This window comes from Desulfomonile tiedjei DSM 6799 (genome assembly GCF_000266945.1).
Lineage (GTDB): Bacteria > Desulfobacterota > Desulfomonilia > Desulfomonilales > Desulfomonilaceae > Desulfomonile > Desulfomonile tiedjei.
Map to the genome: position 1 here is coordinate 3,374,595 of NC_018025.1, position 18,708 is coordinate 3,393,302.

At 50.0% G+C, this 18,708-nt stretch carries 18 protein-coding genes; 4 read left to right on the plus strand and 14 right to left on the minus strand.

The window, feature by feature from the left end; genetic code table 11:
- Positions 1 to 220: 220 nt before the first annotated feature.
- Entirely contained in the window at positions 221 to 1,279 is a 1,059-nt protein-coding gene (locus tag DESTI_RS14255; RefSeq protein WP_014810674.1) for an Interleukin family protein, read from the plus strand.
- 142 nt (positions 1,280 to 1,421) lie between these two features.
- Here the strand turns inward: DESTI_RS14255 and nikR are convergent, their stop codons facing one another.
- The 3 genes from nikR to DESTI_RS28925 form a co-directional block, all read right to left on the minus strand.
- Positions 1,422 to 1,841: a nickel-responsive transcriptional regulator NikR gene (nikR, locus tag DESTI_RS14260; protein WP_014810675.1), complete on the minus strand. Its 420-nt coding sequence runs from the start codon at positions 1,839 to 1,841 to the stop codon at positions 1,422 to 1,424.
- A 139-nt stretch (positions 1,842 to 1,980) separates the two neighbouring features.
- On the minus strand, positions 1,981 to 2,346 hold the full coding sequence (locus tag DESTI_RS14265; RefSeq protein ID WP_014810676.1) for an ArsR/SmtB family transcription factor: 366 nt from the start codon (positions 2,344 to 2,346) through the stop codon (positions 1,981 to 1,983).
- Positions 2,347 to 2,543: 197 nt separating this feature from the next.
- Complete coding sequence (locus DESTI_RS28925) at positions 2,544 to 3,257, minus strand: peroxiredoxin family protein (protein WP_157212167.1); 714 nt, start codon at positions 3,255 to 3,257, stop codon at positions 2,544 to 2,546.
- Between the two features lie 199 nt (positions 3,258 to 3,456).
- Between DESTI_RS28925 and DESTI_RS14275 the strand changes: the two genes are divergently transcribed.
- Positions 3,457 to 4,299 (plus strand): hypothetical protein, encoded by an 843-nt coding sequence (locus DESTI_RS14275; RefSeq protein ID WP_014810678.1) that lies wholly within the window; start codon positions 3,457 to 3,459, stop codon positions 4,297 to 4,299.
- Between the two features lie 34 nt (positions 4,300 to 4,333).
- On the opposite strand, the gene DESTI_RS14280 is transcribed toward DESTI_RS14275, so the two are convergent.
- From DESTI_RS14280 to murJ, 3 genes are all read right to left on the minus strand, one after another.
- On the minus strand, positions 4,334 to 5,113 hold the full coding sequence (locus DESTI_RS14280; RefSeq protein ID WP_014810679.1) for a tyrosine-protein phosphatase: 780 nt from the start codon (positions 5,111 to 5,113) through the stop codon (positions 4,334 to 4,336).
- Positions 5,114 to 5,351: 238 nt separating this feature from the next.
- A complete protein-coding gene (locus DESTI_RS14285) occupies positions 5,352 to 6,446 on the minus strand; it encodes a DUF362 domain-containing protein (protein WP_014810680.1) in 1,095 nt (364 codons plus the stop codon).
- Positions 6,447 to 6,504: 58 nt separating this feature from the next.
- A complete protein-coding gene (gene murJ / locus DESTI_RS14290; protein ID WP_014810681.1) occupies positions 6,505 to 8,142 on the minus strand; it encodes a murein biosynthesis integral membrane protein MurJ in 1,638 nt (545 codons plus the stop codon).
- A 107-nt stretch (positions 8,143 to 8,249) separates the two neighbouring features.
- Here murJ and rpsT point away from each other — a divergent pair, with 107 nt between their 5' ends.
- Complete coding sequence (rpsT, locus tag DESTI_RS14295; RefSeq protein ID WP_014810682.1) at positions 8,250 to 8,504, plus strand: 30S ribosomal protein S20; 255 nt, start codon at positions 8,250 to 8,252, stop codon at positions 8,502 to 8,504.
- 61 nt (positions 8,505 to 8,565) lie between these two features.
- Here the strand turns inward: rpsT and DESTI_RS14300 are convergent, their stop codons facing one another.
- On the minus strand, positions 8,566 to 10,518 hold the full coding sequence (locus DESTI_RS14300) for a CHAT domain-containing protein (protein ID WP_014810683.1): 1,953 nt from the start codon (positions 10,516 to 10,518) through the stop codon (positions 8,566 to 8,568).
- Positions 10,487 to 11,086 carry an HD domain-containing protein gene (locus tag DESTI_RS14305; protein ID WP_014810684.1) on the minus strand — a complete coding sequence of 200 codons (600 nt, stop codon included), beginning with the start codon at positions 11,084 to 11,086 and terminating at the stop codon, positions 10,487 to 10,489. Before DESTI_RS14305 ends, DESTI_RS14300 begins: the two co-directional genes overlap by 32 nt.
- Positions 11,087 to 11,248: 162 nt before the next feature.
- Between DESTI_RS14305 and DESTI_RS14310 the strand changes: the two genes are divergently transcribed.
- The gene (locus tag DESTI_RS14310; protein ID WP_083846751.1) at positions 11,249 to 12,094 is read left to right on the plus strand and encodes a class I SAM-dependent methyltransferase; all 846 of its coding nucleotides are present in this window, start codon (positions 11,249 to 11,251) and stop codon (positions 12,092 to 12,094) included.
- Between the two features lie 195 nt (positions 12,095 to 12,289).
- Here the strand turns inward: DESTI_RS14310 and DESTI_RS14315 are convergent, their stop codons facing one another.
- From DESTI_RS14315 to ligA, 6 genes are all read right to left on the minus strand, one after another.
- A complete protein-coding gene (locus DESTI_RS14315; protein ID WP_014810686.1) occupies positions 12,290 to 12,949 on the minus strand; it encodes a hypothetical protein in 660 nt (219 codons plus the stop codon).
- Positions 12,950 to 13,315: 366 nt separating this feature from the next.
- Positions 13,316 to 13,879 (minus strand): hypothetical protein, encoded by a 564-nt coding sequence (locus tag DESTI_RS14320; protein WP_014810687.1) that lies wholly within the window; start codon positions 13,877 to 13,879, stop codon positions 13,316 to 13,318.
- 61 nt (positions 13,880 to 13,940) lie between these two features.
- Positions 13,941 to 14,756, minus strand: coding sequence for a hypothetical protein (locus DESTI_RS14325; protein ID WP_014810688.1), 816 nt, complete (start codon positions 14,754 to 14,756; stop codon positions 13,941 to 13,943).
- Positions 14,757 to 14,790: 34 nt separating this feature from the next.
- On the minus strand, positions 14,791 to 15,801 hold the full coding sequence (locus DESTI_RS14330) for a ChaN family lipoprotein (RefSeq protein ID WP_014810689.1): 1,011 nt from the start codon (positions 15,799 to 15,801) through the stop codon (positions 14,791 to 14,793).
- Positions 15,795 to 16,088, minus strand: coding sequence for an acylphosphatase (locus tag DESTI_RS14335; protein WP_014810690.1), 294 nt, complete (start codon positions 16,086 to 16,088; stop codon positions 15,795 to 15,797). Before DESTI_RS14335 ends, DESTI_RS14330 begins: the two co-directional genes overlap by 7 nt.
- 26 nt (positions 16,089 to 16,114) lie before the next feature.
- Positions 16,115 to 18,151, minus strand: coding sequence for an NAD-dependent DNA ligase LigA (gene ligA, locus DESTI_RS14340; protein WP_014810691.1), 2,037 nt, complete (start codon positions 18,149 to 18,151; stop codon positions 16,115 to 16,117).
- Positions 18,152 to 18,708: the final 557 nt, after the last annotated feature.

The following is an 18,708-nucleotide window of genomic DNA, read 5'->3' on the forward strand; positions in this document are numbered from 1 at the left end:
GAATAGGCTGCAATTCGACAGTTTTTTCATATGGACATTCGTCCAGGCTTGACGAGTTGTTGCCCCATGAGGCATTCACCCCCAGTTTATAGCAATACATCTCTACGGGTACAGGATAGCTGCCGCTTGAATCGGGCTCGGATTCTTCATTGCTGGTAGGGGTTGATCCGCTTTTTTGTCTGGGCTCCAGTTTTCCTGAGGTAGAGGAGGCTTTTTATCCATGCCAGCATTGCGACGGAGTGAAATAGGATGGAACGAGAGATTCCGTCGATGTTTGTATTTCTTCTTGAGAGATGAATTGGACAGCGTTCTGATTACGCAAAGCCTTATCGAATCCTATAAAGCTTTCAAAGAAAAGGGACAAGAATATCCATTCGTCGAAATGAGAGAGTTAAAACCGAGAGCAAAGATCCACGGTCGCGAGTATCCGGAACACAAACAATTTATCGTAATCTTTAATGAAGAGATGCTCCCGTCCGATGCAAAGCTCTTTATAAGATTCTTTGATTCAAATAAAGTTACAAAAGAGAATTTAATGCTGCTTTCGGTATTCGATCTTCAAGATGTGTTTCATCAAAGGATGCGCTATTTTGAAGATACGGAATTTGTAAGTCTGCTGAAGAAATTATTGGGAGCAGATTACGCACTGCTGATTCAACGGGATCCCAGTGTCAAAGCCAGATATAGGTTCGGTCTCAGTCATTTTCACGTTCGCATCGATTGGCCTGTTGCGGCTGCTGCCCAGGACCTCGGGCGGTATCTGCGATACGTGTCGAAAGATCTGTACGAGAAAGGTGAAAAAACAGGGGAACTGCTACAGCAGAAACTCTATGAGTATTACGGATTCTACCATACTGCAGGAGGCCGCAGGACGGCCGGCATTGTGGCAGCCCGCTTTCTGGCACGTTACGATTTTATCTCTACTGTGTATATTGCATCGTCAGAGGCACGCACTCTTATTCGGACATCCGAGCAAGGAGTCTCCAAATATGTGCTCATAAGAGTGCCAAATTCGGACATCGAAGATTTGGCAAAGATAGCCAAAATGAAAGAAAGCGATTTTTCTTCAGCGTACTTGATCGATAGAGCCCCTGATTACGGCGTGGGGATTTTTCAGGTCAAGTACGCTCACAATGAATATTCCACGCCTCCCGCGGACGGAAAACTGCGTGAGTTAAATCCTGAATACCACTGGCTGAACGTCGATCTACAGCTTCTGATCCCCCCTCCGACGAGCGGAGATGCCAGACCTCTCATCTATTCGCGGGTGTATGGCTGAGCTGTTTCGTTTCCTGCACCGAACAGGTCAGAGGATTGCTGCCAGGCAGCGCTCCTTGCACTGACAATCGCTCAGTCTCTTAAACACAGACATATCGCGCAAGACCGAAATGACGAAGCATCAGGGGAACTACCGCATTGGCTCAGTCCAATTCTTTGCCCGTGGTGGTCATCGTAATCTTGCCGTGCTTGACTCCCCGTGTGGAAATCAACTGTTCCCCGGCTTTGCGCACCTCTTCGGAACCACCGCGCATGATAAGGACCTCAAGACAATTGTGCTGGTCGAGATGGACGTGCACCGCCGAAACGATAAGATCGTGTTTGGTGTGCTGAATTTCCGTCAATTTCTGAGCTAGATCGCTTTGCTCGTGATTGTAAACTACCGTTACCGTCCCTACCACGTCGTGCGTAGATTGGCTCCATTCGTGATCCACCAGGCGATCCCGTATGAGATCGCGAATAGCTTCAGACCGGTTTGTATACCCCTTGTTCGAAATAAGTTCGTCAAACCTTTCCAACAGATCGTCAGGAATGGAAACCCCGAATCTCACCAGATCCGCCATGAATCGACCTCCCGCTCAGGATGCATTGTGTGTGCGATAGAGTATATCAGATATGAACGTTCAATGTACAAAAGAAGCGCGTCTATTCGGAGGAGGCAGAGGAAACGCCGGGCGCTAACCCGGCATTTCCGGAATTCTCTTAAGACTGAGATTCTTTGAGTTTCTTTTCAATATTATCCACTATACATTTTGCCCAGACATCAGTGACCGAGTAGATCATCTCGAGCCCCTGCCGTGTGGACGTTATGATGCCCCTGCTCTTTAAGTGAATGAGATGCTGAGATACCGTAGCCTGATGAAGTCCCAGGCACTCTTGCATATTCTTCACGTTACAGCCCCCGACTTTCAGCAGACCGTATACGATTTTCAAACGAACCGGGTGCCCCAGCGCCTTAAAGATTTCGGCCTCTCTGGAAAATTCCAGTTTCTTTATCTCGTTAAACAGTTCTGTCAGATCCTCGGTCTCTTCGCCTGTTTCATACTGAGTTCTTGTGGGCTCATTCATGCTAACTGCCCTCGCTTAATCGATGTTTCGTCAGTCTTTTCCTTTGGCGCATCCGTTCTGTTTCGTCCGATCCGCGGACTTGGCGGGAGCCATTCACGTGGCAACACCTGCGCGCGGCAACAACCACATGTTAACAACAAACCAGCCAATGACTAATCCGATAATTAAAAGCAATTCCATATATTTCTCCATTCAGCTCATCTGCGCTGAAAAGCAAGAGCTGCAGATCCATTGAACGCGTGTTCCTCAGATCCACTGAGAATCCGATCCAGCCATTCGGGAAGTCCGGGTGCAGTTTCTCGCAATTTTTCGCTCAGAAGTCCGGTCACCCACTTCGTAACGGACGGATTGCTCCAGGGTACCAGCCCCATGTGAGTAGCCACGACTTTTCCCTCTTTATTGATCACGTACGTGGACGGAAAGCCCTTCACTTCGTAAATTGCCTCATTCGAGCCATTCAAAACGAAGTACCCCAAAAGCTTTCCTCGCACCATATTCTCCATCACGGCCTGGCGATTGCCGACTCTCGTCACAATGGTGAAGGGTCCTTTTGCGTAGTGGGTTTTCGACCGCACCCAGGATGGGTCGTCCCAAAGATTTACACATAATACGGCCAGGTCACTGTTCTGAAGAGAGTGCATCATGGAGGTTAAATGGGTCTTCTCAATGTCGCAGTAAGGGCAGTTCTTTCTCCAGAAATTGAGCAAGACCACCTTTCCTCTGTAACTGGCGAGATTCACGATTTTTCCATCGAGCGTACCCATCTGAAAATCGTTTGCGTCCGCGGGATTGCTGAAGATCTGAAACTCGGCCCCTTTAGGTCCTGTTGTCGAGGTTGCTGCGCCCGCCCCCAGACAAATCGTAAAGATCAGTATCACTGCGAGAGTTCCTGATGAACACCATTTTGCCACGAACACCATGCCCTCCTCGGGACAGGATTTTGGATATATAAATATCTGAATATTGTTTTTTTGTCAACACACTTTTCGACGGAGCGCGCGATCTAGAGAAATTGTTTGATTAAAATCTTTATTTTTAATAAGATGAGACAACTACTTCAGGTAATGAAGTATATTTTTTGTATATCGTCTAAATATGCCACTATCTTTCATGAATCGCATCCGCGCTGTTCTCGTCCTCCTTGCCTGTGTGCTCTTCTATACAGGCTCGTCTGCTAACGCGCAGGTATCGACCGGAATTAGCAGTCCCCTGGGATATGTCTCTTCGTACATGCCGTTCATGGGGCCAAACGCCTCAAAGTCCTCAGATTCCATCTTCCCTTTTTCGGCTTTCGGGTTCAGCCCCAATTTTCGGGGTGAACTGAGAGGGACTGTCTTTCTCGAAAACCTTCAAAACGGCACATTTCGGAATTCAACAACCGGCACTTCTTTCGATTTTGTGAAGGATCTGGGATTCCAGAAAGATGGAATATTGTTGGAATCCATGGCACGAACCCAATTGAGCAGATACGCATTGAGAGCATATTATCGCACATATTTGAGAGACCCCAATGGTAAACAGGCCAAACTGAACTGGCCGGAGTGGCGGGTGGGAGCGGATTTCGATCTTATCGATTATTGCGGATTGCGATTGGGGCTCGATGTGGATACGACCTGGAAACAGCCCACATTCGGGTATTCTCCCGCTTCCGGAACGGCTGAATTCATTGCTCTGCCCCGTCCCGTCACCATGGGAGCACATCTGTCGTACAATCCGTCGGATTTTGAGAACATCACTCCTGTCGTGGATCTCCGCTATCGTATGCCTGCCATTCAGGGGAGTTCTGTGACCGAATTCGAAGCAGCCGCGGGATTGAAGACTCCGCGGAGTTCCCGGGGCACTTCAGGACTTATGGTGGGCTGGCGGTATACGACTTTTGAACACGACACCGGAAATCGTCGGCTTGATTTCTCCTGGTCTGCATTCTACCTGCAATACGTCGGTTTCTACTGATCCGCTCAATCTGCGCACAGACAATTTACCAGGATTACGACAGAAATTGCCACCACTTGCGGCGTTTCACTACGGGTTCCAGGACGGGAAACGGCGTTCCATATACGATGGCGGCAGGAACATCTCGCACCATCTGATTTGTCCGAGCGCTTCCTACCAGGTCCGATGCGATTTCAACGGCTTTTGAGAGAATTGGAGGCCGATATTCCGCAGCATGGGCATCCGATGCTATCACATGCACGCACGATCTGTTCAGTAAAAGACGGGCCGCATTGTATGCCTGTTTTCCGGCCTCGCCGGTGAGGCTATCCGCGGAAATCTGAACAAGCAGATCCCATGTTTCGTCGGTCTCCAGCCAGCTTATCAATTGTTGTATGTTATCCTGGATTTGCAGGTTCTTTTCGGGATGTGCAAGCACCACGCCGTGCCCGCGAGCTCGCATGAACTTCAGGAGTCGATCGAAACCGGCCGGGACGTGAGCAGGATGAAACTCCAGGAGAAAGTACTTTCCCTGATTTAACGAAAGCAGGCGTCCTGCAGAAAGAAGTTCGACGAACTCGGGAACAATACGAATTTCCATTCCCGGCAAAATCTTTAGAGGCAATTTTTCGGATTGTAACCTGAGATTAAGGTCGGCCACGCGAGCCAGAATAGTGTCGGGATCAGTCACATGATCCCCGTTAAACGAGTGGGGAGTGGCAACCACGCAGCGAATGCCGTCACCGACCGCCATACGGCACATGCGGAGACTCTCATCGGTTCTTGAAGGTCCATCGTCAACTCCTGCAAGAATATGGCTATGAAGATCGATCATAGGAAGCCTCAGTCGGTATAAGCTCGTTCCTTATTACTGGAGACTCCCCGGAAGAGAAATTCGAGAGCTGAGCACAAGTCATATTCCTTTCCAAGAATTTTGAGCACAAAGATCGTTTGAGTACAAATTTAACGACTCGGGAGGAAATCGGCGAAGCTCTCTCCGCACTGAGTTCCTCCCGTCCTTCACCTTTCTCATGTGAGAACCGGAGCGGAATCGTTTTCCCGGGTAGAGAGAATCATTGTGAAATATGTGATTTCAAGTAATTACGCAGATCCTCCGGCATGCTTCCGCCGACTTCTTCAATTTCCAGATCCGGCATTCCGTCCCAGATGGCAGCGGCTCTGCGGATGATCGGGTCCTTGAATGGGGTGCTGATATCCACTCTTGAATAGTTTTCCGATTTCAGCAGTTCTCCAAAACCCCATACGTAACTCACCAGCCAGCGGTTCACCAGGCCGGGGCACAGATCGTACCAATCGAAAATCGGAGCCTTATAAAACGCAGGGGTGAAATTCTCTCGATTCCAGTGCATCCAACTGAGGGAGATCATGTCGTGTGCAATTAACGAATCCGAGGCAAAAATCAGGCCGGGGTCGGGTTCGGTCTTGTATCCCCAGTCAGGTCCGAAGGTAGTCAGTACCTTTGTGGCAACGGAAAGAGTAAGCCGCAGCTTTTGATTCAAAATAGCCGCATCGTTGATCTCGGCAATCTTATCGTAAAAAGTCCAGGCATCCCGGTGCAATTCCAGGCGGCTGTCGTCCCGGAGCCAGCCCACAGCAACCTTGAGTCCCAGTGTCGATCCGGCGAGGCAATGGCGGCTCACCCGCGGCAACATAATGATATGATCTGTTTCGTTCAAGATGTTCGGGAGAATCAACTCCCCTTTCCAATGATTCGCATGTTCAGGTCGAACAGCAAAATATGCGTCGAATCCAGCCTCGTCAAAGTAATGCGGTTCTGCTCCGGATTCCACCGCAGCAGCATGCAGACCGTTTTTCGTCATCACTTTCCGACTGGAGCTCTTCGTTTTATCCTTGAGTTGGATCACCCACTCCACTCCAGGTTTATCTGCTACAATAACCTTTCCTGCACCACGTTCTTTGAGCAATGCCACCATGGCCCGGACTGCGAGTGGAGAGGTGGTGGAGGGATATTTTTTCGGAGAATTCGCCGCAACCTTGAGGATGACCGTATCACCTCGAGATAGCCAGGAAAAATCCGTTGCAGCCTCAGCAACACGCTTTGTCGCTTCAATAACGATTTCATCGTCTGCCCCTCTCGGCAGGGACTGAATAGCCACTCGATCCGTTCCCTTGAGAGAATACCCCATAGAGAATTACCTCCACATAATGTGCGCGATCGGCAACGTGATCGTCACGATGTCCGCATTAATCGGCATTTCCGGATTTTTGACGTTTTATACCGGCGATGGCCAGTAACGAATCCAGCTCCTGGCAACGAAGACCAAATGCTGAAACAGCGAATATTGCTAACCCGCCTAGTACGCATCCGCTAAGGACGAGACCGTTGGTTGCCGTTAACCCCGCCGGCCACGTTCCGAAAGTTCGGCCGTACAGAAGAGCCCCCCCCATAATAGCTGAAGCCGCACTAACTCTTAAGAGAGATTTTATGAATTGCTCCGTGGGAAATCTTCCAAGTCGTTTCACAAGAATCGCAAAAAGGACCAGCACGTTCAATGCAGCGGCAAGAGAAGTGGCCAGGGCAAGGCCGCCTTGAGCCATGGGGCCCATGAGCAGCAATCCCCCAACAAGATTCACCGCGACGGCGCCCATGGAAACCCACAAGGGTGTGCGCGTATCTTTTAGAGAGAAAAATGCCTGGACCACAACTTTCAGCCCGGAGAATGCCCAAAGTCCCAGCGTGTAGTAGAACAATGCGTACGCCGTTTGGGTGGTATCTGTTGAGGTAAATGCTCCTCTTTGAAAGAGCACGGCAATGATGGGTTCCGCAAGGACGATTAAAGCCACGGAAGCAGGAATGGTGAAGAATGCTATTAACCTGAGACCGAAGGACACTGAACGGGTCAGACCCGCAAAATCGCCATTACTTGCCTGCCGCGACATGGAGGGCAGAATCGCAGTCCCCAGGGCGATCGCAAAAATCCCCAGAGGCAATTCCACAATTCGGTCAGCATAGTATAGCCAGGAAACACCGCCCACCGGAAGCATGGATGCGAGAATGGTTCCCACCAGCACGTTCAACTGGTATACGGCTCCTCCGAAGGCTGCCGGAAGGAAGAGAAGGCCCATCCTCTTGAGCGCGGGATGCCTGAGATGAAAATCCGGATACAGCTTTACTCCTAGCGCCCACAAGAAAGGAATCTGCAAAGCCAATTGCAGGACCCCGGCGACGACCACTCCCCAGGCCAACGCGTAAAATGGCGGCACCTTAAGCCATGTTGCACAGATCGCAACACTCGTGATCATAGAAAGGTTGAGCAGCACAGGAGCTGCCGCGGGTGCGGAAAAGTGCCCGAGCGAATTGAGAATTCCCGATGCCAGTGCGACCAGAGAGATGAAGAAAATGTAAGGGAACATGGTCCGGGTTAATTCGACGGTGAGCCCGAACTTCGATGGGTCATCAAAAAAACCCGGAGCCGTCAAGCGAACAATTAATGGACTGAAAGCAATTCCCGTAAGGGTGACCGCAGCCAGTGCAATCGTGGTGAACGTGAAGGCAATACGCGCGAGCCGAGCAGCCTCAGTTTTCCCGAGCTGCTGGAGAGTGTCGACGTACGTAGGGATGAAAGCCGCAGATAAAGCGCCTTCGGCAAATAATCTCCTCAACAGATTGGGAATCCGAAACGCCACGAAAAAAGCATCCGCGCCCGGCCCGGCCCCAAGAAATAATGCGATCACCATGTCCCTGACGAAACCGAGAACACGGCTCAGAGTTGTCCAGAAGCCCACCACCCCGGCGGCGCGAGCTACCAATTTCTGTTCCGAAACTGCAGGTTTTTTCGGCGTTGAGGAAAAGGCTTGACTTGAAATAGGGTTTTCTGCCATAAAAAGTGTTTCCGTTAACGGATTGTTCGTCGACCGTGGAACTTCCGGACCGCGGAGGAGACATTTTCCCATAGAAGAGAAAAAGAATCGCCCAGTAGGAGCTTCGAATGGCTAATCATGCTTCAGCACTGAAGAGAATGCGTCAGAGTGAGAAACGGCGCGTAAGAAACATGTCGTACAGATCCAAAGTGAAGACTGCCATCAAAAAGTATCTCCGTTCCATTGAAGAAAAGGACGGTCAGGCCGCCGGCCTCTTGAGCGAAGCGACCTCCCTGCTTCATAAGGGTGTAACAAAAGGCATTTTTCACAAGAATACCGCTTCTCGTACAGTGGCAAGGCTCAGTAGCAAATTGGCCGTCTGATCGGTGACGGGACCGTGAGTCCCGCTGTTCAAAATTCCGCTCCTTGCGCCTGCCTTGAATTTCACAAACCTGGATCTCCCATGAGAATCCAACCCGTCCAGGCTGGAGGTTTTCCGCTGAAGGAAGCGTCCAGTCCTGCCGGTATTTCCCGCGTATAACTCCCGAAGACTTGAGTCACTGGAACCTTCTGGGCCGCATTCTTAAGGATTGAGGACAGAAACGGCTCGTCTGAACCCCAGTTTGGATCCGAGTAGTTGATCATCCCCATGCGTATCCCCGCATAATGGATTGCCGTGGCAAACAGGAGAGGCCCCTCTCCCAACGCGGATTCTTTATCAGGAACATCGAACCAGGACACGGGCACAATGAGCAGCCTTGAGCCGAGGGGAAGATTGAAGAGTTCCTTGGCAGCGAATTGCCTCCGGCCTTTACTGTCAGGAGAAAAGAAGAAACAGGGTTGACGGTCCGGCACAACGCCGTCGGTCATTGCCGCAGGCACTGCAAGAATGGCAACATCATCCCCCCGGTCCTTGTATTCGCGGAATCTGTCCATTGTTGCCGTGGGTCCTACCCACACATCGAATTTGGCGAACATCCTCTGGATCAGAATTACGATTTCCGATGCTTTCGGGTACACCGGGTTACTGAGAACAAGGTGCTCGATCCTTTGCTCTTCCGACATTTTCTGAACAGCAGGCTTCTTCCTCCCCGAAGCTCCGACAGGTTCTTTCACTTCTTCTTCAGCTATCCAGGGAATGGACTCGAACAGGAGAAGTTCTCCATTGAATCCGGCTGGCTGTGCACCGGGAGAAGTTCTCGTGAGTTTCAGCACATCTGCGGACGCCAGAAGCGAAATCAAACGGTCGCTGCCAAACGGCCTGTCTTCTGAATCCAGCATGACCGAGAACGGCAAATACCAGAGGGACCGATCGGGAATCACGAAGACCGTGGTTTTATCAGAAGGCAGACGAGGTATTCGCCCTAGCAGGTTTCTGTAAATTCTGCGGCCCGCTTCTTTCCAGGCATGTCCCATAAAAGTGGCACGGGAGCCGAGATTGAACTCTTTCAGCTTCTCCTGAAGATGGAAGACCCCTTTGTCTATTTCCGCTCTGTTTGCAGCAACCTGATAGTAGATTGCGCGATCCGTCGTGATTACTCCCACAACGATACGATCCGAAAACAAGCTGAAATCGAGAATCATCTCGTGTTTTCGGAGAATATCTTTACAGAGCTCGGCGAGGGAGACGTGATTGCCGGTTCGTAATGCCGAATAATGAGGCGTACCCTTGAGCAGCTTTTTGCGAGTATCTGCAAGAGCGGTCCTGAGAGCGGCTTCCGCCTGGCGGTTCGCATGCGAGGGACCTTCTGCTTTCAACTGAATGATTTTCCTGAGAATATCAGCCTCGTCAGTCAACAGACTGTTTGCAGCGTCGAAATAACGAATAGGCCCGGCTTTCTTTAAAGTGAGATTTCGTCGACAGGTCCTTCTGCGTTCCAGGACATGAAAGATGCCGCCGGACAATTCTTCCTTCGGGTCTACATGAACCGGACCGAGCACTTTGGTGGCCAACTCGTCAAATATCACGAACCGCTGCTCCATTTCAGCGAGCAATCCGTGTCCCGGCGGGATATCTTCCAGGATTGACTCGAACTGGTCCACTGCATTTCGATATTTCAGGATCGCATTCTCTGTCTCACCGGAAAGGTACAACTTCCTGGCGAGCTTTATTTCGCGATCTAGAGGCTCCAACAGGGTAGAAGTTTCCGGCTCCGCGGCAGGAAGTTCCGGAGTCTTCTGACGGAACAGCCATTGATATTTGCGGGAAGAATCGGATTGACCATCCGGAGTCGGTTCGGACTGGGATACGCTGTCTTCTGTTTGGCCAGCTTCGTCTTCGGCCAGAGAGGTCACAGTTGAAGCACTCAGAAGTAAAGCCAAACAGCATAACCCCATGAGAGTGAACCGAACGACCGAGTCAAAACTATTTCTCGCTTTTGTCTTCTCTACCTGCATGGACCCACCATTCGTCTCCTTTTTCCTTGAACCACCATGCGGCAAAATTCGTGTTCAGTATGCTGCGTGCAAGTCTTTTCCCGTCATCGGTGCGGAGCCTTTTTATGGCAGTGGTTATCCAATCTGCCGCATACCTGTTTCCCAGATCCCCTAGTTCCTTCAATTGCAGTATTATCTCAAGCTGGTCGGCATCGTTCGCTATTTGGGCCTCTGTCGAGGAGCACGAATCGAATTCTTCCGTCAAAACCCGTATTTCTTCCCCAAAGGGCAGATTTGCCGTCATATCTCTGACCGCAGCCCTTTCATCTGCTTTTACGTACAGTTTATTAACGTAATTCAGATCTCCTGTTCGAGCCTCTACGAGATCGTGAAACAGGCACATGAGCACTACTCTTTCCGTGGATATATTTCCGGACATTTGCGAAAGAACATATCCTATCACGGCCGTTCGCAGACTGTGTTCCGCAACGGTTTCTTTTCCGGTTCCCAGGAATTGGAAGCCCGATCGAGGCGTTCGCTTGAGCATGCCGACTTCAAACAGGAAATCAGCAATTGATTTTAGATCCAATGTCAAACCTCACTTACTCTTCGATCCCGGCTTGAGTATCATGAATTCCGCTCGGTATCAAGAGGATCGTTCCGTTCGGTAGAGTTCCGCAGCCGAGGAAAGCGAAGTCTTGCAGAGTTGGCCGAGTGAACTATAATCGCGGTTTATCCAATTAGCGGAGCTATGATGGAAACCGATTACGCCAGAGAATCCGTATTCTGCGATATATGCAATTCCGGGAATCACGAGTTGCTCTTCGAAAAGGAAGGCTTCCGTCACGTACGGTGCAACGTATGCGGCCTGGTATTCGTGAATCCCAGGCTGAAAGAACATCTCACCTTTCAGCAAGTGTCCGGTACCGGCAGCATGGGTGAACATGAGCTTACCCCTGCCCAAGTCCGGCGTCTGGATGCCGAACTGGACCGGTTCGAACCCTATCGCCTGCTCAACCGTATTCTTGAACTGGGGGCCGGTCGAGGCTGGTTCCTGGATCGGGCTGCCAGGTCAGGCTGGGAAACATGGGCGGTTGAAGTCAACCAGGACGCAATCCGACAGCTTCGCACCAAACGCGTGACTGAAATAATCGCACAGCCGGCTGAGGAATTCGAGGCGCCTGCCGATTACTTCGATGCAGTAAGGATGTGGGATGTAATCGAGCATTTGAAATCGCCGCGTAAGGCAATAACGAACGTTCATAAAGTCCTCAGAACAGGCGGATTTCTCAAACTGGCCACCACGAATTTCGCTTCTCTGTCCAGGAAAGTGAACGGACCCGAATGGGTGTACCTCAATGGAGCGGACCACATCGTGCTGTTCGAACCTGCAACTATTACTCGGCTGCTCGGTGAAATCGGCTTTTCGAATATTACGATCCGTACAAAATCTTTCAATCTGAGGCGTAAACTCTATTTCCCCGAACGGGAACTCCCACCTCCATCGACAATTCTCCGTCCGTTCCGAAAACTGATCGATGAAGCAATTCGTTTCACTCTCTCCGGACACCAAATGCTCGTAACCGCAATTAAATAATAAATCTAGGAACTTTGTTGCAGACTCGTGTTATGCGATTCACGAAAGTCCTAAAGTGGTCCAAACCAATACAAAATATCACTAGTGCCCGGCGTCTCTGCCGGGCCAATTTGATTGATTTGTTTGCGTCTTATCCATCGGCACGGAGGCCGGTGGATACCGTGTTCAAGAAATCGCTTTTGATAATAGTTACTTTCAAAATCTACTCCATCCAGCATAGAAGTCTTCTCTACGCTCTAAGCTGAGCTTAAAATTCTGCCAAAGAAGCCATCGTTCTTTGGATTCTTTGCCACTATCGAGCCTGAATCTCATATTTCTGGATGCCCGATTCATAGCTGATACGCATTCCTGGATAGGGTATCCCTTAAAAAGCAAGTGATAGAAAGTAATGTATGCAACTGCGGCATCCGCCCAATCAACCGAATCTTCATTTCCGACGAGAAATCCGAAGGGCTCGCTGGTGTGCCAAGCCATTCTGCACCCCGAGCTTCCGAAACATGTTGACATACAAATCAGCAACCCACTATTAAGACCTTCAATTAAGAGAGAAAGCTCTTGACGAAGCTCTTCCCACGATAATCGCTCGCCACACGTGAGTCCTATTCCGGAATCATCGCCATGCATACTCAGATGGAGTATCGGAATTGCTTCTGCTTTCTCATAGTATTGTAAAGCAGCGGTCATCCGTTCCAAAAGAGCTCTTCTGAAAGTAGCCCTGTCTGTAACCAGGCTGTAATATCTCGGAATCGCAGCTAAATCCAGTGCTTTGACTAAGGCCTCTCCTTCAAGATGGTTTTCCAACAAATCCATGCTGGAAGGTGATTCTATTACATAAACAAATCTCTTGAGAGCCATTGCGCTTGCCTCCGAATTCGACATCACAGGACATGCCTCTAACATGCCGGTCTGACAATAATTTCAGATAATATCCTGGAGTTTGCCATGGGACTTTATCCTCAAGACAATCAACGGTCAAGGCAAAAACATAAAATTCATAATCGTATAAGGGGAGTTCCGATTTAATTCGATTATAGTAATTGCCAAAATTAACGTCCGATTGAGGATAGGAGTATTGGTGGGTGCCGGCCTCCGTGCCGGCACATATTCAATATAATCAATGATATCCATAGAATGGACCGGCAGGGACGCCGGCCCCTACCAATATCCTGCAATTCACAGGCGGGGATAAACGACAGAATTTTTGGCACTGACTATAACGCTCTATTTCACACTATTTAACAATTTCGAACGTATCGCTGCGGACTGTTGTGAATCCGCCGGTGCTTTTTCCACTTTTCCTTGATCGGTTTTCATTACCAGGTCTTTTCCGAGGACATGGAGTGCATAGGCGTCGTAGGTTTCTTTGGCACTGACTGCGTCCCAGTGAGGTTCCACCTGCAGAATGACGTCCTTCTCCACAGTGAGTCCATGATCGTCTTGATAGGGACCTCTCACCGGCCCGACCGAGTAGTATCTCCCGTAGCTCGAATAGAAATTTTCTTGCGTGGTTATGGCATTCTGGACAGCCTGAACAGCTTCCGCGTCTTTTTCAGCCGTTTTGTAGGTCAGGAAATAATTGAAAGTCAGATGGAAGAGAAACAGTGCAACGATAAGGTTCAATGCCAGAGTCGTGATTGCGACCCTGAGCACTCCACGCTGCTTCACCTTCGTGTACCGACTCATGACATAGAGCCAGCCGGCATAGAGAGATGGAGAGAAAAGCAGAATAAATATACAAAGATAAATAATGACGATAATCGACGTGGTCAGCAGTTCTTTGACCATTTCAACATCTCCACTTCAGTACAACCATTCGGGTTCCCCTTGCCTCTAAATTCGGCAGAATTCAATCATACTCCAAGATTTCTTCGGTCTCGGTGGGTCTTGGGTCCAACCGATATTCGCACAGGTTCGCGTTCTTTTTCCCGAGAATCCGTATTGCCTCCCGAACCAGCACGGAAGGGAGATTGGGGGACTCAACGATCTCCTGCAGATCCTGCAGATTCATGTACGTAAGTAATCTCATGCTCATGGCAAGAGGTGAAGAGGGATTCATCACAATGACTTTTTTTATGGAATAGCGATTTATCCAACGAGGATGATTATAGATTGTCTCGATGACCTTGGGCGATGTCGGGCGAGTGGATCCGATTTGCACGACATCCATTTCCGTGAGTCGCGGGTTATCGAGCAAATGCCTTATCACTCTGTGGTCCTGGTCCCGTGCAATTCGCTTGATCAGCTTGAAATCCGGTTTTCTGGCGAGCGATTTCCGCATGCCCAGGGGAACTTCGCGCAACCGGACATCGAGATAGGGCTGAAACGGGCTCTCATCCTGACCTTCGGGTGGAACATCCATGAGAATCGCCACAAGCTCATATTCCTGACTGCTTTGAAGCGACTCTACAATCGCAGAAAGCCTGACCTGGTCGAAGACTTCGGAAAAGGTTCCGGAAACCATGAGGCTATTGTACAGGAGCTGACAATCGGGTTCGCCCATGAGACTTCGTTCTCTTATGGTCCGCAAACAATAGACGATAAGATCGTCTTCAAACCGCCGCAATCGATCGGCCAAGGAAAAACTTCGCTGACGCGCATCCGATATTCTAGAGAGTGTGACGATCATGTCACGGAATATGAGATCGTAATGCGACGAATCCATAAGCAAGTCTCTCAGCACGTATTCCAACAATACTTCATTGCAGAGTTTTTGTATTTTGCAGAAGAAATGCTTCCTGTGATGTTTCTTCTGCTTCGGGTTCGGGCGTCTCTGTTCTCAGCGGAATTATATGCAGATAATCCGCTATGGGCCGTTGAATGAATTTGAGATCTTCATGGGTGATCTCAACGGGCATAGCCTGTTTCTTTTCCTCTTCGGAAAGCTTGAGTTCACCGCTTTCAGAAGCCAATACAATGCGTTCATTATATCGCAGATGTTCCTGGACTCTTTCAGGTATCCCAAAACCGTAGTTGATGTGACCGCTTCCGGCTATCACAACCATTCCGGCATCTTTTCCGCGTTCGGATTCGAAAAACGAGATCACTCGCTGAGCCATGATCGCGTCTCTGATTGCCTGTGCGAGGACCACATTGTCCAGGCTCTTTTCATGAAATGCTCGATGTACTTTGAGTCTGATGCGCATCAATTTGTCGTACGCGGGGTCGATCTTATCGAAACCCTTTGGGAGAATGCGTCTCTGTTCGTCAGTCAGTCCGGACAATCCCTCACGGGCTACTTTTCTGACAAAATCATCGGGTGCATTGAGTCCGATTATGGGAATCTTCGCATTCCGAGCAAAATACAGCACTGCTGCGTAATCTTGCAGGTTGGTCCAGTGTTTTCGGCCGAGTTTCCGAATGAGCGCTGCAACATCTTCAGTACCGGATTGCCACCAATCAAGGATCTCTTGCTGATCCGCGGAAAACATCTCCATCCCGAGGGCGATATTTGGTTTTCGGTCTGCAATTCCTGTCAGAGTATCCAACTGCAGTTTGTGATGGCGTTTTATAGTGTGGTATTCACCGAGATAAACGATCCGAACGGACGCGAGGTCGTCGAGCATCATTTCCTGCGGAACAGGTTCACCTGCCAACATATCAATAATGATGCTATCGTTCTGTTCGGCACCGGCCAGAGAGACTGACATTGACACAATGACACCCAGAAAAAATACCAAAGGACAAATTTTGCAAGCCTGCTTTACCACAAGGTTCCTCCAGTGTGCCTGATCTCGAAATCACTGAATTCTCCTGTAGGGGATTCCTCATAGATCTTCAAGTCCTCCACCCGGCTGTGAGAAGGACCTCTTCTGCACCATTCGATCATCTTATAGACGTTCTGCTCTTCGCCCTCGAATGTCGCCTCGACTCGCCCGTTCGCCAGATTTCTGACCCATCCGAGCAGTCCCAGTTCTCGTGCTTTGGATCTTGTATACCAGCGAAATGCCACTCCTTGCACCAGTCCGGAAATTACGACTCTCCGACGTATCACCATGTGCAGGCTCCTGAACGAGACCGGTATTACGACGCTGCTTCCACGAGGGAACGGAACTCGTCTTCCGAGAGAACAGTGACTCCAAGTCCACGAGCTTTGTCCAATTTTGAACCGGCTTCGTCGCCGGCGACAACATAGTCTGTTTTTCGACTCACCGATCCACTCACCGTTCCACCGGCAGTTTCGACAAGCTTTTTCGCTTCAGAACGAGGCAGCGACAACGTGCCGGTAAACACGACGGTTTTGCCGGTGAGTACTGTTTGTATTTTGTCAGACGGCCTGGCCAACGGTTCCGGATTTACCCCCGCTGACAAGAGCCGATGGATCATGTCCCGATTATGTGGTTCGCGAAGATATGAAACCACACTCTGAGCAACTTCCGGTCCTATTCCGTGAATCTGCTGCAAAGCAGTGGTGTCTTGTTCCGAGAGAGTTGCCACATCCGGAAAGGCGGTCATAAGAATTTTTGCCACATGCTCTCCAACCAGAGGAAGTCCCAGGCTGTAGAGGAAACGGTCCGATGTGACAGTCTTTGAACGCTCTATGGACGCTACGATATTGGAGGCCGATTTGTCAGCCATGCGCTCCAGGCTCTTGATAGTCTCTTTCGAGAGATAATACAGATCGGCCGGATTCTTTACGTGTCCGAGATCCACGAGCTGTTCGATCAATTTGACTCCCAGCCCTTCAATGTCCATGGCGTTTCTCGAGGCAAAATGCCGGATCGTTTCCTTCAGGCGGGCCGGACACGTGGCATTGACACATCTCTTTGCTGCTTGTCCCGGCAAACGGACTGCAGAAGACCCGCACACAGGGCAATTGTCGGGAATAGTATAGGGTCGGCTGTCGGCAGGCCTCAGATCTTTCAGCACTTCAACAACTTCGGGGATGACATCTCCCGCGCGCTGGATGACCACCATGTCTCCTTCACGCACGTCCTTACGATCCACTTCGTCCTGATTGTGCAGAGAAGCCCTTGAAACGGTTACCCCCCCCACACTCACCGGTTCCATGATTGCTACTGGTGTGAGTGTGCCTGTACGGCCGACCCCAACTTCGATACGAAGTATCTGTGTGCTGGTGCGGAGCGGCTGAAATTTGAAGGCAACCGCCCACCGCGGAGATCGGGCTGTCATACCCAAGATTGCTTGCTCGTCGAGTGAGTTTATCTTAAGCACCGCACCGTCGATTTCGTACGGCAGAGTGTCTCTGTTCTCTCTTAAGTAGCGATAATGCTCCAAAACCTGCTGGATGTTTTCACAAAGCCGAGTCAATCCCATGTTCACCGGCAAGCCGAGGGATTGAAGTTTTTCCAGAATTCCATACTGGGTTTCCGGAATCGATCCTTCGATTCTTCCCACACCATGGGCAATGAAGCGCAAGTTTCTCGAAGCGGTGATACGCGGATCCAGTTGTCGAATGGAACCTGCAGCGGCGTTTCGCGGATTGGCGAAGGTGGCGAATCCGCGTTTTTCCCGCTTTTCATTCAGACGGTCAAAATCGGCTCTGTTCATGAGGATTTCGCCTCTGACCTCGAGCAGTGCGTCGGAAGCTCGCGTCTGCAGTTTCAGAGGAATCCACTTTATGGTACGCACGTTCGCCGTGACATCTTCCCCCGTGAAGCCGTCCCCCCGCGTAGCCGCTGTAGACAAGAATCCATTCTCGTATATTAATTCCACCGCAACGCCGTCCAACTTGGGTTCCACCACGTACGAAAGTTCATTTCCGGTACCCAGACTTCGTTTTGTCCGCACATCGAATTCCAGCAATTCCGATTCATCAAAAATATTAGACAGCGATACCATGGGAATTGCATGCCTGACTTGACCGAATTTTTCTAAAGGCTTGCCCCCCACCCGCTGGGTAGGTGAATCGGGAGTAATCAGCTCAGGATATTGAGTTTCCAGGTCCTGAAGGCGACGAAACAGCTTATCGTATTCCGCGTCCGTAATTTCCGGGGAATCCAGTACATAGTAATTGAAATCGTGATCTCGAATGGTTTTTCTCAATGCTTCTACTTCGTCAATGATGTCTTGTGATGGGATCGCGTTTTGGCCGGACATGACAAGAAGAATACTCCCGGAACATTTTGCCGTCTTTCAAGCCGACGGCTTTGGCAGCTCAATGATGCAGGAACAGGGCTTTTTTCGCAAGTCCGTTCCTGAAAAGATACGGCAAGATTACAAGATATTGAGCTATTGCGAAAAGCACTTCTCCGCAATTGGTGGGTGCCGTGCCTCCGTGCCGGCACCTCTTTCAAATAAAAATAACCAGTTCGGGACCGCTGGGACGCCGGGCTCTACGGTTTTTTAGAGAACGATATGTTCAAAAGGTCAGAAATTATGTCATGCCAATCTGCTTTCAAAGTTGGACGAAAATCCCCTCTACCCCCATATGCGGTAACTTTGCTGTCCAGTCTCCTTCGTCCCGACGGGACGAAAAGAAAATAGCCCGGCGATTCATCGCCGGGAAAGCCCATCAAACAAACGTCCTCGTCCCAGAGGGACGATTGACTGATTATACCGATTCTCGAAAGTAATCACGGATTGTCAAGAGCAGTTCCCAGCAATTGGTAGCGCCGGCCTCCCAATGCTGTTGAATTAAGGAAAGGGTTCTTGAT

Bases quoted from the DNA above. Each gene is read 5' to 3' on its own strand.
- DESTI_RS14255 (WP_014810674.1), top strand. From the start codon at position 221: ATGCCAGCATTGCGACGGAGTGAAATAGGATGGAACGAGAGATTCCGT.
- nikR (WP_014810675.1), bottom strand. From the start codon at position 1,841: ATGGCGGATCTGGTGAGATTCGGGGTTTCCATTCCTGACGATCTGTTG.
- DESTI_RS14265 (WP_014810676.1), bottom strand. From the start codon at position 2,346: ATGAATGAGCCCACAAGAACTCAGTATGAAACAGGCGAAGAGACCGAG.
- DESTI_RS14275 (WP_014810678.1), top strand. From the start codon at position 3,457: ATGAATCGCATCCGCGCTGTTCTCGTCCTCCTTGCCTGTGTGCTCTTC.
- DESTI_RS14280 (WP_014810679.1), bottom strand. From the start codon at position 5,113: ATGATCGATCTTCATAGCCATATTCTTGCAGGAGTTGACGATGGACCT.
- DESTI_RS14285 (WP_014810680.1), bottom strand. From the start codon at position 6,446: ATGGGGTATTCTCTCAAGGGAACGGATCGAGTGGCTATTCAGTCCCTG.
- murJ (WP_014810681.1), bottom strand. From the start codon at position 8,142: ATGGCAGAAAACCCTATTTCAAGTCAAGCCTTTTCCTCAACGCCGAAA.
- rpsT (WP_014810682.1), top strand. From the start codon at position 8,250: ATGGCTAATCATGCTTCAGCACTGAAGAGAATGCGTCAGAGTGAGAAA.
- DESTI_RS14300 (WP_014810683.1), bottom strand. From the start codon at position 10,518: ATGCAGGTAGAGAAGACAAAAGCGAGAAATAGTTTTGACTCGGTCGTT.
- DESTI_RS14310 (WP_083846751.1), top strand. From the start codon at position 11,249: ATGATGGAAACCGATTACGCCAGAGAATCCGTATTCTGCGATATATGC.
- DESTI_RS14315 (WP_014810686.1), bottom strand. From the start codon at position 12,949: ATGGCTCTCAAGAGATTTGTTTATGTAATAGAATCACCTTCCAGCATG.
- DESTI_RS14320 (WP_014810687.1), bottom strand. From the start codon at position 13,879: ATGGTCAAAGAACTGCTGACCACGTCGATTATCGTCATTATTTATCTT.
- DESTI_RS14325 (WP_014810688.1), bottom strand. From the start codon at position 14,756: ATGGATTCGTCGCATTACGATCTCATATTCCGTGACATGATCGTCACA.
- DESTI_RS14335 (WP_014810690.1), bottom strand. From the start codon at position 16,088: ATGGTGATACGTCGGAGAGTCGTAATTTCCGGACTGGTGCAAGGAGTG.
- ligA (WP_014810691.1), bottom strand. From the start codon at position 18,151: ATGTCCGGCCAAAACGCGATCCCATCACAAGACATCATTGACGAAGTA.